Here is a 15,315-nt window from a genome sequence, read left to right as displayed (position 1 = left end):
AAAGATTCAAGTCCTCACTAGGGAACCACTCTTATTCCTATACAGGTACATTATGGTAAATAGACTTCAACCGAAGCAAACTGCTAAGAATAAAAGGCTACTAACGCCTTACCTATCTATATTATAGGAACATTAATACAAATAGATAGGGCATTAAAAAAGGATACCATCGTATCCTTTTTTTGTTTTCGTAATAATTGAGAGTAAACCTATCTTAGTGATGCTCACCAGGGAGAATTCTGGCAAAGGCACGCTGCGCAAAGTTAGGCTTGCTATCGGTGGTTTGCGCCGCTGTCGAACTTGGGAAGATACGATAACCAATTGATTGAATACCGACGTTAAATGCTGGCACCAACGAGTACGTCGCTGAGGCAAATTTGCCCATATTACTGGCAATACTGTTTGGCTTATGGACAATCGCTTTTGCGACCATGAGCGCGGCTTCATCAGGCATCAAAGCTGGCATATAACGGTATAGCTTGGTGGGGGCGATCATAGGGGTACGTACCAAAGGCATAAAGATATTGGTAACCTTAATATTATCGCCTTTGACTTCCGCGGCTAAGCAACGACTAAACGCATCTAACGCAGATTTTGAGGCCACATAGGCGGCAAAGCGAGGACTGTTTGCCAATACCCCAATCGACGAGATATTGACAATTTGACCCGTCTGACGGCTAATCATAGTCGGCAAGAAACCCAAAATAGTTTTAACAGCACCAAAGTAATTAATCTCCATCGTGCGCTCAAAATCATGGAAGCGGTTGACCGACTCATGGACTGAACGGCGAATCGAACGACCAGCATTATTGACCAATACATCCACATGTTTAAAATCAGCAAGAATTTGTTCGCTTATTTTTTCAATCTCATCCATATTGGTGAGGTCACATGGATAATAACTGGCCCTGCCACCCAATATTTCAATATTTTCTTTGACGGTTTTTAGTTTGTCTTCAGTACGCGCCAACAAAATAACATGCGCCCCGCACTCACTTAATAAAAAAGCCGTACGCTCGCCAATACCACTTGATGCACCCGTAATGATAATATTCTTGCCTTTTACTGCTTTTGTTATTGCTTTTTTCGAGGGATTAGCCATAAAAAGTCCTTTTTGTCTGTCCTATGCCAATGAATATTCGTTTACAGCATAGCAAAAAAATATCGCATACAGTGAACAAAACACCAATAGCTGATAGTTAACTTGACGGTTTTAGAGGTTTATAGTGATATATCATCATATAATAGTGACGATATTTAGCGCCATACTTTTTGCTGACTGATACAGAGGAGACATTATTTTGATCGGAAACCTAACCCACTATATTGACTTGATTGCCAAGATAGTCGAAGTCATTGGTGTCTTGATTATGTTCTTTGGACTCCTCTTTGCCTTTTACAAAGCATTTCGGATATCGGGCGGCCTGAACCATAATACCTATGTAGAGAGCAGGCAGACCGTTGGCAAATCCATTCTTTTGGGACTTGAGGTACTGATTGCCGCAGACATTATGGCAACAGTGGTGACAGAGCCGACATTACGCAGCGTCTTGGTGTTGGGTATTATCGTGCTTATTCGTACGTTTTTGAGTTTATCACTACAAGTTGAGCTAGAAGGCCGATTTCCTTGGCAAAAAGAAAAGCCAACATCTGAGAAAAACCCTGATGCTATGCCTTTTAATGAAGCCACACCTGTTGATAACACATAGCTTTAATCAACAGGATTAAAAGACGTATCAGTGATTTATGCTTATGATAAGCGTGATGAAACTGTACAGATCATTACTACTCATGCGTCTGCAAAAAACGCTCAACCACGCGGAACTGCCCTGCTGTACTCTCCTCGCCATACATCGCTTGCCGGAAGGCGTTGGAGTTGGGGATGCCTGTCGTATACCACGCAATATGCTTGCGGGCGATACGGCAGCCGGAGTACTCGCCGTAAAAGTCATACAGCTCTTGCAAATGCGCCAGTACAACTTCCTTAATCTTGCTCACACTTGGGGCATCAAGCACGTCACCTGTGCGTAAAAAATGCTCAATATCACGAAATATCCACGGCTGCCCTTGCGCGGCTCGCCCAATCATCACCGCATCACAGCCTGTCATCTCATAAACATGCTGCGCTTTTTGCGCGCTATCGATATCGCCATTCGCAATGACAGGAATGCTAATGCTGTCTTTGACTTCGCGTATTAACTCATAACGCGCCTCGCCCGTATACATATCCTCGCGCGTACGCCCATGAATCGCAATCGCGGCAATACCTGCTTGCTCTGCCCGCTTGGCGACTCGCAGGATGTTTTCACGACCGTTTTCAAACCCCAATCGTGTCTTTAGTGTGACAGGCGCATCAACGGCATTGACTGCAGCATCAAGCAATCTTGCTACTAAATCCTCATCTTGCAGCAGCGCTGAGCCTGCCAGCTTACGGCAGACTTTTTTGGCCGGACAGCCCATATTGATATCGATAATCTGCGCGCCATTATCGATTTGATAACGAGCCGCTTCAGCCAATTTGTCTGGCTCTGCGCCTGCTATCTGTGCAGAAATAGGCGCAATCTCATTGTCGAAATTGGCACGATATAGGGATTTTTTGCGTGCATAAAGTGCCGTATCAGCGATGATCATCTCGCTGACCGCATGACCTGCGCCAAATGACTTACACAATCGGCGAAAAGGATTGTCCGTCACGCCCGCCATCGGCGCAACCATCAAACGGTTTTCAATCGTCAGGCCACCTATATTTAAGGGTTGCAACAATGGATGGTCGGACAAAGTCGAGGATGAAGGTAACACAGGAGAATCAATAGACATAGAAAAACGGCTTGATTTGTAAGGAAAACAAGCCGTTATTCTAAGGATTCTTACATTTATTGCAAGCGATTAACGTGAATAGCTTGCATAAGCATTACTCATTTTTGATACATTCTATTCATTATTTATCAAGCACACTGCCCTGCTCTAGCGTGATAGCATCATCATGCGCTTGCATACGCCACGGTAGGCTATCAGGTGACACATTCAAGAAGTGCAAATACTTCTCGAACTGATCGATGATATCATTGATCACCGATTCAGACTTATAACCGTATAAGTCATAGGTCTGACCACCACGGCGCAGATACACCTCAGCGCGATGATAGTGTTCTTGCGGCAAGGTGTCGGCGCTGCTTTCAGTATAATAATCAGGCGCTTCATGTTCAGACAAGCGCACTTCATACCAAAACTCGACATCGTCACCACGTTGCAACTCAAGCACGGCACGGTTATTGGCTGCATCATAATTCACCTCAGTCGTCCAACCTGTTTCTGCAAATTTAGACGACACTTCCATCATCGAGGGCATCACCACTTCTTTGATGTAGTTTAGCACCTTGTCACGTGTGGGCTTATCAGCCATATAGTCGATGCGCTCACGCCATGCAGACGGTTTAAGCAAGTGCGGCGGTAGTTTGTTATTTTGATCGAGACTTTGATTACGATGTCCCTCGATACGCAATGCGCGCCACATACCGAACATGGAGATCAGAATGATAATCGCAAATGGTAGTGCACTAACGATTGCCGCCGTTTGTAGCGCTGTGAGACCGCCAGCAATCAAAAGCACCGCGGCAACGGCCCCTTCAGTCACTACCCAAAAGCTGCGCTGCCACCATGGCGTATCACTACGCCCGCCAGCCGCTAGCGAATCGATCACCAATGAGCCAGAATCTGATGACGTCACAAAAAACGTAATAATCAACAAAATAGTCAATGACGACACAAATTCGGTAAACGGTAACCGCTCTAATAATTTAAATAAAGCAATCGCTTGGTTGTTTTGTACCTCGCTGATGAGTGAGTTATAGCCATCGACCATAATCATATGTAGGGCAGTATCACCAAACACCGAAAACCAAAAGAACGTAAAGAACGTTGGCACCAACATCACACCGAGTACAAACTCACGGATGGTACGGCCACGGCTAATCTTGGCGATAAACAGACCGACAAAAGGCGCCCATGCAATCGTCCATGCAAAGATAAATAAGGTCCAGCTACCGATCCAATCGCTATTCTCATACGCTTGTAAGCTAAAGGTACGCTCAATGATATTACCCAAATAACTACCCGTATTTTCCATAAAGGCATTTAGGATAAAGATCGTCGGCCCTACTACAAATACAAACACCATCAACGCGGTTGCCAATACCATATTTAGAATAGACAAGCGTTTTACCCCTTTGTCCATCCCTGCCAATACGGACACCAGTGCTGCCGATGTCACTAATGCAATCGCCACGACCTGTATGGTAGTATTCACGGGGATAATATCAGGTAATAAGTAGTTTAGACCTGCATTGATTTGCGATACTGACAGACCAAGACTGGTGGCAATACCAAACATCGTACCCAATATCGCAAACACATCGACCGTATGACCGATAGGGCCATGAATCCTGTCACCAATAATCGGATACAGTGTCGAACGTATTGATAATGGTAGACCATGACGAAAGGCAAAATATGCCAGTGATAAACCAACGACACCATAAATCGCCCAAATATGAAAACCCCAGTGAAAATAAGCAATCTGCATCGCCTCTTTTGCCGCCGCAATGGTCTGCGGATCAGACATTGGCGGACTAGAAAAATGCATCACTGGTTCCGCTACTCCATAAAATAGTAGCGCAATCCCGTAGCCTGCCGAAAACAGCATGGCAAACCATTCAAGGAATCCGTATTCCGCCTCCCCATGATCAGGGCCCAGCTTGATACTGCCATAAGACGAAAACGCCAGTACAATAATAAACATCAAAAACAGGGCCACCGCCAGCATGTAAAACCAGCCGAAGGTCTCGGTCGTAAAACTAAGCACATCGCTAAACAGCGCCCCTGCTGCCTCAGGATTGATGGCGGTACCGATGACCAACAGCAGCATAATCACAGCTGCGGGTATAAAGACTGGTAGTAAAATGGTAGAGCGTGAACCGTTACTCATAAGCAGTGGTATCCTCAAATCCGTAAAAATAAGTGATAAAGAATCCTATCCCTGATACTCATCAACATAGTAGATATCAATTTACAAACAATAGATGTCATCAATATTAAAACAGCACGTTAGCAATAATACCGACGCATTCTGTGTAGATGGGAATACTATGTAACATAAACTTTAGCCAAATCCCAAGATAAACGCGTGTTTACAACAATAACTTAACGTTTATTACACAATGATTACTGGGCAATAAAAAAGGCAACTTGTTAGTTGCCCTTCAATCTTATATACCTATCATCCTAGCAATTTATGCCTCGATATCAGGCAGCACTAATAGCTGTAGCAAGTCGCTTGGCAATATCTGCAAGCTCACCTTGATCAGCCTGCGTTACTGCATGACGTCCTAACTCGTGAATACTCGATGGAATCAAATGCACATGATAATGAAAAACCGTTTGACCGGCTTGTGAGCCATTCAACTGCATCTGAATAACCCCTTCACGCTCAAACACTTGACGCTGTGCTTGCACAACCTTTTTAGAAGTCATCAGGACAGCAGCGGCATACTCTGGCTCAAGATCTACCAAATCTACCGCTTTTTGCTTGGGTATCACCAATACATGACCTTCGGCTTGCGGCATGATATCCATAAAAGCAAGGGTTTTGTCGTCTTCATAGACTTTATGACAAGGAATATCACCATCTAACATTTTGGCAAAAATATTATTGTCATCATAAGCAGTCTTTTGATTTACTTCAGTCATTATTTTTTCCTTTGATTATTTGATTGTTGGATGCTTAAAAGCTTTTAAAATGGTTTAGTGCGCTTGTCATATAGTGGACGAAATATAAGTTTAGTACAAGTTGCTATCATTTCCGTCGTTGATAAAATCAAGCTGTACACTCCCTAGCTTATCCTACTAATTTATTGGCGGGCCATGCCTTTTAAATGTTATATTAACCCTCTATTTTAATAACGCTATGTTTATGGATTTGCCTACTTTGCCGACCAATAGATCAGATAGCCTAGATAACGGCGACCCGTCTTCAACACTCAATGACAATGCTCAAACCAATGACAGTGTCCAAACGTCTGAATCAAATATCTCTACGCCTAATAGTACTGGCTTAGAGCAACTTGGTACTGAGCCTGATAATAATACTCAAACTATCGATCCAAACGCTATTATCTTAGCAGAAGCTTTGACTGACAAGGCGATTGGCTGGCAGATACACAACTGTAAAATCATCAAAAAGACCGTCACGCAAGATTTGCCACTGCCTTTTCTGTATCATTATGATAGCTTAGACGATGCCGTCAAGCAGTCGCATCCGCTTACACCTGAATTACTGCTTCAATTCAATACACCTATGTCAGCTCACGAAGCTGCCAAGTTAATTGGCATTGACGAGGAGCTGCTGACCAGTCCTTGGCATGTAAAAATTATGGGTTCATTGGTGGTATTTAGTGAGGCATTGCAGTTAGCCGTTCGTCTGCATTGGACCAATACAGGCAAAAAGACGCAGCAAATCTATACTAAGGATGCCGCCGACGCTATTATTGCCGCTTTTGAAGACTGGCAGTTTTTTGGTCGTGTAGACGTCCTTTATAAAAATAATAAGCAGATATTAATCAGTATTGACGAGCAAAACTCTAATACGCAAGAGCTACCTGCCGAATCGCTATTGACGATTGAGGCAAGTGGTGACTATCAACAACTACTGGCCACCCATGCGCTGGCAGTTATTATGAAGCTAGAAGCCGATAAAGCTGAACTACCTTGGTTTGAAAAAGCCATCTTAGCGCGTCTTGAATAGTCCATTTTTACCCATCTTTTATGGTTATAACTTCATTATTATTGGCACATGATTTTTTATTATTCATATCTAATGGTATGGTAACGAATTAGTATTATTCACTAGTCCTCACCCTCTATAAAAAGCACACTATCCTTATCAGAACTGAGGGTGCAGATTTTAACAACCCCGCCTATTTGTAAGGAATATCACATGGATTATCGCTCAAAAACCTCTACCGGCGGTCGTAATATGGCAGGCGCGCGCGCATTATGGCGTGCCACCGGCATGACTGACGGCGACTTTGACAAGCCAATCATTGCGATTGCCAACTCTTTTACCCAGTTTGTACCCGGCCATGTGCATCTAAAAGATCTTGGGCAGCTGGTCGCACGCGAGATTGAGCAAGCTGGCGGCGTTGCAAAAGAGTTCAACACCATTGCGGTCGATGATGGTATCGCCATGGGTCATAGCGGTATGCTGTATTCTCTGCCAAGTCGTGATTTGATCGCTGATTCGGTCGAGTACATGGTCAATGCGCATTGTGCAGATGCGCTAGTGTGTATCTCTAACTGCGATAAGATCACACCGGGTATGCTAATGGCGGCAATGCGTCTTAATATACCTGTGGTATTTATTTCAGGTGGCCCAATGGAAGCGGGCAAAATCCTAGCCAGCACCGTTGGTAAGAGCCACAATACCGATAGTAATGACAGCAGTGCCATTCGTAAACTTGACCTCGTCGATGCAATGATGGACGCGGCTGATGACAGCATCAGTGATGAAGATGTCGCTGCTATCGAAGCCTCAGCTTGCCCGACTTGCGGCTCGTGCTCTGGGATGTTCACTGCCAACTCGATGAACTGCTTGACCGAAGCGTTAGGCTTGGCCCTACCGGGTAATGGCTCGCTACTCGCTACTCATTCACTACGCCGTGAGCTGTTTTTGGAAGCGGGACGCACTATTGTCTCGCTTGCGAAACGTCGCTACGAGCAAGATGATGATTCAGTATTACCACGCTCAATCGCGACCAAAGCCGCTTTTGAGAACGCGATGAGCTTAGATATTGCCATGGGGGGTTCAACCAATACGATCTTGCATCTACTTGCTGCGGCCAATGAAGCTGAGATTGATTTTAAAATGGCTGATATTGACCGTCTAAGCCGCGGTGTGCCATGCCTAGCAAAAGTAGCCCCTGCCTCACAAAAATTCCATATGGAAGACGTGCATCGTGCGGGCGGTGTCTTTGCCTTGTTGGCTGAACTTGATCGTGCGGGATTGTTGAAAACTGACGTACCGACTATCCATAGTACGACAATGAAAGAAGCGATTGATAAATGGGATATCATGAATCGTGATAACCATGAGGCACGCGCGCGCTTCCTTGCTGCACCGGGTGGCGTTCGCACCACCGAGGCGTTTTCACAATCAAAAGAGTGGTCAAACCTTGACGTCAACCGTGAGTCAGGTTGTATCCGTAGTGCCGAACACGCCTACTCTGCAGATGGTGGATTGGCTGTACTGTATGGCAATATTGCCGAGCGTGGCTGCGTGGTCAAAACCGCTGGTGTCGATGAGAGTATCTTAACCTTTACCGGTCGCGCACGTATTTTTGAATCGCAAGATGCAGCTGTCGCGGCAGTTTTAGACGACAAAATCGTTGCAGGCGATGTGGTCATCATCCGCTATGAGGGCCCTAAAGGTGGCCCTGGTATGCAAGAGATGCTCTATCCAACGACGTATCTGAAGTCAAAAGGTTTGGGTAAAGAATGCGCCCTACTCACTGATGGTCGTTTTTCTGGTGGCACATCCGGTCTATCAATCGGTCATGCCAGCCCAGAAGCTGCTGAAGGCGGTGCCATTGGTCTGGTTGAAGAAGGTGATAGCATTCACATCGACATTCCAAATCGTACTATCAACATGCAAGTCAGTGATGCAGACTTGGCCGCACGCCGAGAAGCTATGGAAGCACGCGGTCGCGATGCATGGAAACCCGTCAGTCGTGATCGTCATGTCTCGCCGGCATTACGTGCTTATGCTGCAATGACGACCAGTGCGGACACTGGCGCTGTGCGCGACGTAAGCCAAGTTGAGCGCTAAGAACTCTATCTAAACCCTTCGTTTTCATAACTTATTTATAAAAATCTATCAAGCCTGCGCCATGCAGGCTTTTTTTTCACCAAAAAACAACGTATCTGTCGTTCTGATAACTATTTTTTTCGGTAATAATTCTTTTTTATCGTCATGATAAGTCATATTGCAGGCTAGATATTAAACATCCATACCAACCATTATCAATATCGAAAGCCAACCTCTCAAAACCAATCCTTAAAATATAACAACGTGCGAAAACCTTATGATTGAAAACTACAATTTATTTTTATTAATCTGCGGTATCGCCTTTTTATTAGGGGCCTTGTTTCCTGTTATCTTTAAACGCACCTCGATATCATTACCTATGCTACAAGTGAGTTTCGGTCTAATGATGGGTTACTGGTGGACGTCTCTATCGTTTTTGGACCCTATCAATAATGGAATAATCATCGAAAAACTGACTGAAATTGTCATTTTAGTCTCATTGGTTGGTGCGGGTATCAAAATTGATACTGATTTCTCTTGGCAGCTGTGGCGACCGACGGTTAGGCTCTTACTCATTACAATGCCCATCGGTATTTTTGCGATGGCAGGGTTAGGCTATTATGCCTTTGGCTTGAGCCTTGGCGCTGCTATTTTGCTGGGTGCGGTATTAGCACCTACCGATCCTGTTCTGGCTTCTAGTATTCAGGTGGGCCCCCCTAATACAGGAAGAGAAGACACACCTCGCTTTACGTTGACTTCAGAAGCAGGGTTAAACGACGGATTGGCTTTTCCTTTTGTTTACTTGGCGATTAAAATTGCGGAAGCTTTTAGTGAAGGAAACGCTTTTACCAGTGAGATGCTGTGGTCATGGTTCACCCATGATGTTTTATGGAAGATTGGCGCAGGGGTATTGGTTGGTGTGCTGGTTGGTAAGGCGATGGCCAAAGTAGTATTTTCTAAACACACCCGTGAGACCACGATATCGCAAGGATATGTAGTTATTGCTCTGACTTTGGTGGCATATGGTGTCGCAGAGTATGTGCACAGCTATGGTTTTATCGCTGTCTTCGTCGCTGCATTTGCATTTAGGCGTTCAGAATGTGAGCACGCCTACCATCAAAAACTACACGATTTTGCTGAGCAATCAGAAGGTTTGTTAATGTCGTTAGTACTGGTTATTTTTGGTATGTTCTTGGGTCAAGGTTTGCAAGCTGGTGTTGAGCTAACATGGCGTGTGTATGTCGTCAGTTTTACTTTCCTACTACTCATACGCCCAATTGGCGGATTTATCGCGTTATCAGGACTTCATTTACCCCGTACTGAAAAATACGCAATTTCAGCACTAGGTATACGCGGCATTGGTACTTTGTACTATCTGTCTTATGCGCTCAACACAGATTTCTTTGCTGAGGATGATGCACTCAAACTATGGATTGTCTGCTCAATTGTGATTCTAACCTCAATTTTTATCCATGGTCTCAGCGCCACAAGGCTACTCAAGATGACCCCAAAAACACGCCATTGATCATTCATGGTTATCAATACGTCTGATACTGTCATCTTGAGAGCGGCTGTATTACCTCAGATCATTAACCCAGCCCAAAACCGCTTCTGTCAATGCAAACTGACGGATATCGTTGAGCATGGTGGTATCAAAATTATGGATAAAAGCAAACGACAATTGACGCACAGGATCGCACCAAGCGACTGAGCCATTGTATCCCATGTGTCCAAACCCTGATGACGCAGAATCCATGATTTTATTGGTTGTGTCTTTGCCACTACATATAGTAAATAATCTATGATAGCCCAGTCGCCACTGCATAGGCGCTGGCATGACGGCATCTAGGCCTGTGACTTGTATTGCGGAGAGCTGGTTAAAAGTCGCCTTATCAATTAGCGTGCGCCCTTGCCAAACCCCACCATTGGCCAACATAGCATAGATAGTGGCTAGTGCCTCAGCCGAAGCGACGCCATTAGCAGCGGGAATGATTGCCTGTAGTGTCTTGCGATTGTGATAATCAAGTGCTTGTTTTCCGGCAGGAATGAGCGCTGCTTTATAGTTTTTCAGATTGAGCTGACTGGTATTAAAATATAGGCTATTAATACGCGCAGTATTTAATACAGGTTGTATGTTATCAATATTTTTATCCTCTAGATCGTCGTTAAGGCTACTTTGCGTTTCAGCTGTACGCTCATCATTGAGCATTTTCTGTTGCCAGCAATGATAGCTAGGCAGACTTGCATAAGTACGTAAGGTGCTTGGTGAGTCGGATTTTAGGGTTGGTTTTTGGCGCTTGTTACGCAGTGGTACGCTATCCTCATTTGATGACTCAAAGTCTTTGGCAAGCTTTGCTACTTGATCTACTTTGCTATCTGGTACACCAAAATAGCAACTGTCTGCAATACCTAAAGGCTCGGTTAGATACTGACGTAAAGCTTCGGCTAATGACATATGCGTTACGGCTTCTATCACACCGCCAAGTACCCAACCATAGACCAACGCGCTATAAGCGCTGTCATATGCAGCGGCGTCCTCAGGTGCTGTGATAGGCATTTCTTCAATATGATTCAGCATAACGCGCCAATCGAGCATCGTGTCACTATCGACATCGATACTGGTGATCGAAAACAAATCCGCCTGATGTGACATCACCTGTCGCAAGGTAATTTTGTCTTTACCTGTTGCGGCAAACTCTGGCCAATAGTGAGCAATAGGCACATCATAACCAAGCAGCTGCTGCGAAACCAATACATGCAGTAGCGTCGCTAAGATGCCTTTACCGGTAGAAAAATTGATGGCAAGCGTATCAGACTGCCATGATGCATCCAAACGCGCCATACCTGTACTTGCCTGTGCAATACACTCGCCTGCCTGATACACAACCACAGCACCACCAGCTGGCGCGTCATCTAGCTGTAAGTCTGTCAATAAATGCTGTAAGCGACGTTGTAGATCTATGCTCATAGATGTATCGATATTTTTATCATTATTTTGCTTGTTGTCGTCCATCATTGCTACCTTGCTTCAGTATTGTGAACTGACCTCGTATTAAAATCAGTTGGGTACATGCGTTATAGAGATATTGGAGATCAGTATAAATGTATTGATAACCAATAAAAAAGGCCACCTATCGGTCGCCTTTTTATGCTTCAATTATTATGATAATTTAGCGCGGTACTAGCAAGCGATTATGGACTTCTTGTTCAAGCTTGGTCAAGCCGTGACTACGTCCACGCTCCATAGCCGTATCCATCTTGCGACCACGCAACCAGCCTGCGCGTAGTGCAATGGCAGCCCCTACCCTGTTGCCTGAACCACAGTGCATGGCCATCTTTTTACCATGATACTGACGCAATATATTATCAAACGCCAATATCTTAAGTTGCTTTAGCTCTTCAGCGCCATTAATAGGCAGGTGCTCATAGCTCATTCCTGCACGCTCAACGGCAGCTGATTCATTAAAACTCAACTCATCCTCTGACTGCAAATTAATCACCAACTCAACGCCAGCTTTTGCTAGAGCGGCGACTTTTTCCTCATTTAACGCGCCGCACACAATAGTATTGGCATCCGGACGAAAATAAGGCTCAAAGACAGCGGACAAATCAACACCATTGTCAGAATCGCTATGGTCATCACTTGGGATATCAGTGACAGCGTTGTCATTAGCAGCTACTGTATCAATAGTCATTGATCTGTCAGCTTGATCCGTAATTGTCGCGCTATTTTGTGAATTCATATTTTGTGCAGTCATAATGATAAACGTGTTGGTTAAATATGGCTATTAAGATATCGGTTTGAATACGTCGTACAATGCTTGCTACTTGCTATTTAACGTCACGAAACCCGCCAAATGTGGCTTACTGTTTTTGGAGCTATATAAGCCAAACTCACAGGTATCGCCGACACTTTCAAGCTGAGCGATTGGCTGCGCAATAAGCTCCACTTCTGCTGGCAAAAAGATCGGTAACTTGAAAGAAACATCAACGGTATAAGCATCAGGCAGCTCATCCATTAGAGCAAGACACTTAGCTTTTGACCACATGCCGTGTGCAATTGCTTTAGGGAAGCCAAACGCGCGCGCTGATAGTGGATGCAAATGAATCAAGTTAAAGTCACCTGACACAAAAGCATAACGGCGACCAATATCTTCTGGCACTTCAAAAATACTATGTACGTCTTTTTTACCTACTTCTGGCTTCACAGCAACTGGACGCGGCGTGCTTTTTTTATCTTTACTGCTGGCCGTTTTTTTGCTGCGTGATAGGTAAGTTGAAGTCCCTTCCCAAATTACTTTGTCCTCTGCTTTGACCGTGGTGACAAAGTCAAATTGCTGACCTTGAGCATGGTCACGCAAGTTATCAAAAGTGACCGACATGGACACCGTTTCGCGCTCACCGATAGGACGATGCTGCGTGACGCTATTGTCTACGTGTACCAGACCCAACATCGCAAACGGAAACGGCTCTTTGACCATCATATTCATCTGTAGAGTTTGTGATAGTACTGAAAAGTACGTCGCTGGAACTTTACCATTATCAGCAAAGCCACAAATTTTACGATAGTCGCTTAGATTATCATGATCGATATGCAAATCATCGACGTAATAGGTGGCCTGCGGCAATTGATCTTTACTGACTTTGCCACTGTTACCAATAGGTAGTAAGCTTTTGACGATATTGGCATAGGTAGTGTGCGCTTTTGGCAACGCGTCATAATGGGTGTCTGGCATAAGTAAATCCTAAATATGGCTTGAACAAGATTTTTAACGTATCTAGAGACATTGAGCAGTAATTGACTGGTACCTATTATCAATGAGTACTATATTCAATCAATTTTGCAAGTATCTTTAATAGCAAAAAATAGTTTGGCTGATGGTTCTTGTGTTTTTATCATAAAAAAGCCACCCGTGGGCAGCTTTATTACAATTTATCAGCAAATATTTCGTAAGCATATGTGAGGCAAATCAAAAACAAGGGATAATACCATCACGCTACCTTCTCCTCATTTGCCACATAGTCACACTAATAAATCAGTATTATGCGCCAAGTAAGCTTTGACCACAAACACGAACTGTGTTGCCATTTAGGCCACCCGAAGCAGGTGAAGCCAACCATGCGATGGTCTCAGCCACGTCAACTGGTAAACCGCCTTGGCTCATTGAATTCATACGACGACCCGCTTCGCGAATAGCAAACGGAATCGCTTCCGTCATTTGTGTTTCGATAAACCCTGGTGCTACTGCATTTATGGTCATGCCTTTTGCGTTGTCTTCTAACTGCTTAGCAGTCGCATTAACCAAGCCAATAACACCCGCTTTAGAAGTGGCATAATTTGTCTGACCCATGTTACCAGCGATACCTGAAATAGATGACACACAGACGATACGGGCGTTTTCTTTTAGCACGTCATTATCAAGCAAGTAGCGATTCAGCTTAGCAATGCTGCCCAAGTTAATATCGATGACCATGTCCCACTTTTTCTCATCCATTCTGGCCAATGTCTTATCACGTGTCACGCCAGCATTATGAATGACTGAATCCAGACCACCACGCTTTTGCGCCGCATCTGCGATTTCTGCACCAGCGTCATCGCTAGTGATGTCTACTGTCAATACAGAGCCACTGATTTCGCTAGCAACTTTTTGTAGGTCAGCTTGCTGCTGCGGTACATCAAGACAGATTACATGGGCGCCCTCGCGAGCCAAGACGCGAGCAATTGCTTCGCCAATACCGCGACTTGCGCCCGTCACTAGCATCGTTTTACCGCCTAGAGGCTGATTCCAATCGACATCAACTGAGTCGCCCTTGCTCACGCGTACCACTTGTCCTGAGACATAAGCTGAACGTGCTGAAGTGAAAAAACGCAAGGTCGAGTCTAGGTTTTGCTCAGCGCCTGTTTCTACATAGATAAGCTGAGCTGTAATGCCGCGCTTGAACTCTTTGCCTACTGATTTTACAAAGCCCTCAAGTGCCCGTTGTGCCATGGCAGTTTCGATATCAGTGATGTCCTCTGGCGTACGACCAATAACGATCACTCGACCTGACTTTTCTACGCGGCGCGCAACGCTATGAAAAAACTCGTACACTTCTTTTAGCTGATCTGCATTGCTGATATTACTTGCATCAAAAAGCAATACTTTGAACTGATCGTCACCACCTGTATTGGCTTTTGCTTCAACGCCTGCATCAGCAAGAGCGTCTTTAACATCATCACTGCTGTTTACATATACATCAGCATGCACATCTAACAAAATACGTGCAACAGATTCACTAATGCTTTTGTCCTCACCATTAGCACGGCCAACTAGTACACTGCCACGAACCAAACGCTCACCGCTTTCAAAACGATCAAGCGTCACTGGCATTGGCAAACCTAAATTCTTTGCGACTTTTTTACCAATAGAAGATTGAACAAAATCACCATAACGGTCTGACATAATATATTCCCTATA

General features: G+C 44.6%; 12 protein-coding genes. 4 read left to right on the top strand and 8 right to left on the bottom strand.

Translation table 11 applies throughout. From position 1 onward, the window contains the following. Positions 1 to 214 precede the first annotated feature (214 nt). The gene (locus B3V51_RS05980; RefSeq protein WP_223335349.1) at positions 215 to 1,102 is read right to left on the bottom strand and encodes an SDR family NAD(P)-dependent oxidoreductase; all 888 of its coding nucleotides are present in this window, start codon (positions 1,100 to 1,102) and stop codon (positions 215 to 217) included. A gap of 199 nt (positions 1,103 to 1,301) precedes the next feature. On the opposite strand from B3V51_RS05980, the gene B3V51_RS05975 reads away from it, so the two are divergent. Further along, positions 1,302 to 1,709 (top strand): DUF1622 domain-containing protein, encoded by a 408-nt coding sequence (locus B3V51_RS05975; RefSeq protein ID WP_223335348.1) that lies wholly within the window; start codon positions 1,302 to 1,304, stop codon positions 1,707 to 1,709. Positions 1,710 to 1,785: 76 nt separating this feature from the next. On the opposite strand, the gene dusB is transcribed toward B3V51_RS05975, so the two are convergent. From dusB to B3V51_RS05960, 3 genes are all read right to left on the bottom strand, one after another. Then, positions 1,786 to 2,817, bottom strand: coding sequence for a tRNA dihydrouridine synthase DusB (dusB, locus tag B3V51_RS05970; protein WP_223335347.1), 1,032 nt, complete (start codon positions 2,815 to 2,817; stop codon positions 1,786 to 1,788). 121 nt (positions 2,818 to 2,938) lie between these two features. Beyond that, positions 2,939 to 4,984, bottom strand: coding sequence for a BCCT family transporter (locus B3V51_RS05965; protein WP_093070830.1), 2,046 nt, complete (start codon positions 4,982 to 4,984; stop codon positions 2,939 to 2,941). Positions 4,985 to 5,301: 317 nt separating this feature from the next. Continuing rightward, positions 5,302 to 5,745, bottom strand: coding sequence for an HIT family protein (locus B3V51_RS05960; protein ID WP_093070832.1), 444 nt, complete (start codon positions 5,743 to 5,745; stop codon positions 5,302 to 5,304). Positions 5,746 to 5,968: 223 nt separating this feature from the next. Here B3V51_RS05960 and B3V51_RS05955 point away from each other — a divergent pair, with 223 nt between their 5' ends. From B3V51_RS05955 to B3V51_RS05945, 3 genes are all read left to right on the top strand, one after another. Then, complete coding sequence (locus B3V51_RS05955; RefSeq protein WP_223335345.1) at positions 5,969 to 6,799, top strand: hypothetical protein; 831 nt, start codon at positions 5,969 to 5,971, stop codon at positions 6,797 to 6,799. A gap of 192 nt (positions 6,800 to 6,991) precedes the next feature. Continuing rightward, a complete protein-coding gene (gene ilvD / locus B3V51_RS05950; RefSeq protein ID WP_071001362.1) occupies positions 6,992 to 8,878 on the top strand; it encodes a dihydroxy-acid dehydratase in 1,887 nt (628 codons plus the stop codon). A gap of 256 nt (positions 8,879 to 9,134) precedes the next feature. Next, a complete protein-coding gene (locus B3V51_RS05945) occupies positions 9,135 to 10,382 on the top strand; it encodes a cation:proton antiporter (protein ID WP_286708106.1) in 1,248 nt (415 codons plus the stop codon). 51 nt (positions 10,383 to 10,433) lie between these two features. Here B3V51_RS05945 and B3V51_RS05940 read toward each other — a convergent pair whose 3' ends face one another. The 4 genes from B3V51_RS05940 to B3V51_RS05925 form a co-directional block, all read right to left on the bottom strand. Beyond that, positions 10,434 to 11,870, bottom strand: coding sequence for a serine hydrolase domain-containing protein (locus B3V51_RS05940; RefSeq protein WP_414706367.1), 1,437 nt, complete (start codon positions 11,868 to 11,870; stop codon positions 10,434 to 10,436). Positions 11,871 to 12,027: 157 nt separating this feature from the next. Then, positions 12,028 to 12,552: a beta-lactamase hydrolase domain-containing protein gene (locus tag B3V51_RS05935; RefSeq protein ID WP_223335351.1), complete on the bottom strand. Its 525-nt coding sequence runs from the start codon at positions 12,550 to 12,552 to the stop codon at positions 12,028 to 12,030. 129 nt (positions 12,553 to 12,681) lie between these two features. Continuing rightward, positions 12,682 to 13,593, bottom strand: coding sequence for a MaoC family dehydratase (locus tag B3V51_RS05930; protein ID WP_286708105.1), 912 nt, complete (start codon positions 13,591 to 13,593; stop codon positions 12,682 to 12,684). A 306-nt stretch (positions 13,594 to 13,899) separates the two neighbouring features. Beyond that, positions 13,900 to 15,300 carry a 3-oxoacyl-ACP reductase gene (locus tag B3V51_RS05925; protein ID WP_286708104.1) on the bottom strand — a complete coding sequence of 467 codons (1,401 nt, stop codon included), beginning with the start codon at positions 15,298 to 15,300 and terminating at the stop codon, positions 13,900 to 13,902. Positions 15,301 to 15,315 lie beyond the last annotated feature (15 nt).

The sequence above is a fragment of the Psychrobacter sp. UBA2514 genome (assembly GCF_002341255.1).
Classification (GTDB): domain Bacteria; phylum Pseudomonadota; class Gammaproteobacteria; order Pseudomonadales; family Moraxellaceae; genus Psychrobacter; species Psychrobacter pacificensis.
Note: the sequence above shows the minus strand (reverse complement) of the source record. Positions and strands in the feature narration are given on the sequence as shown.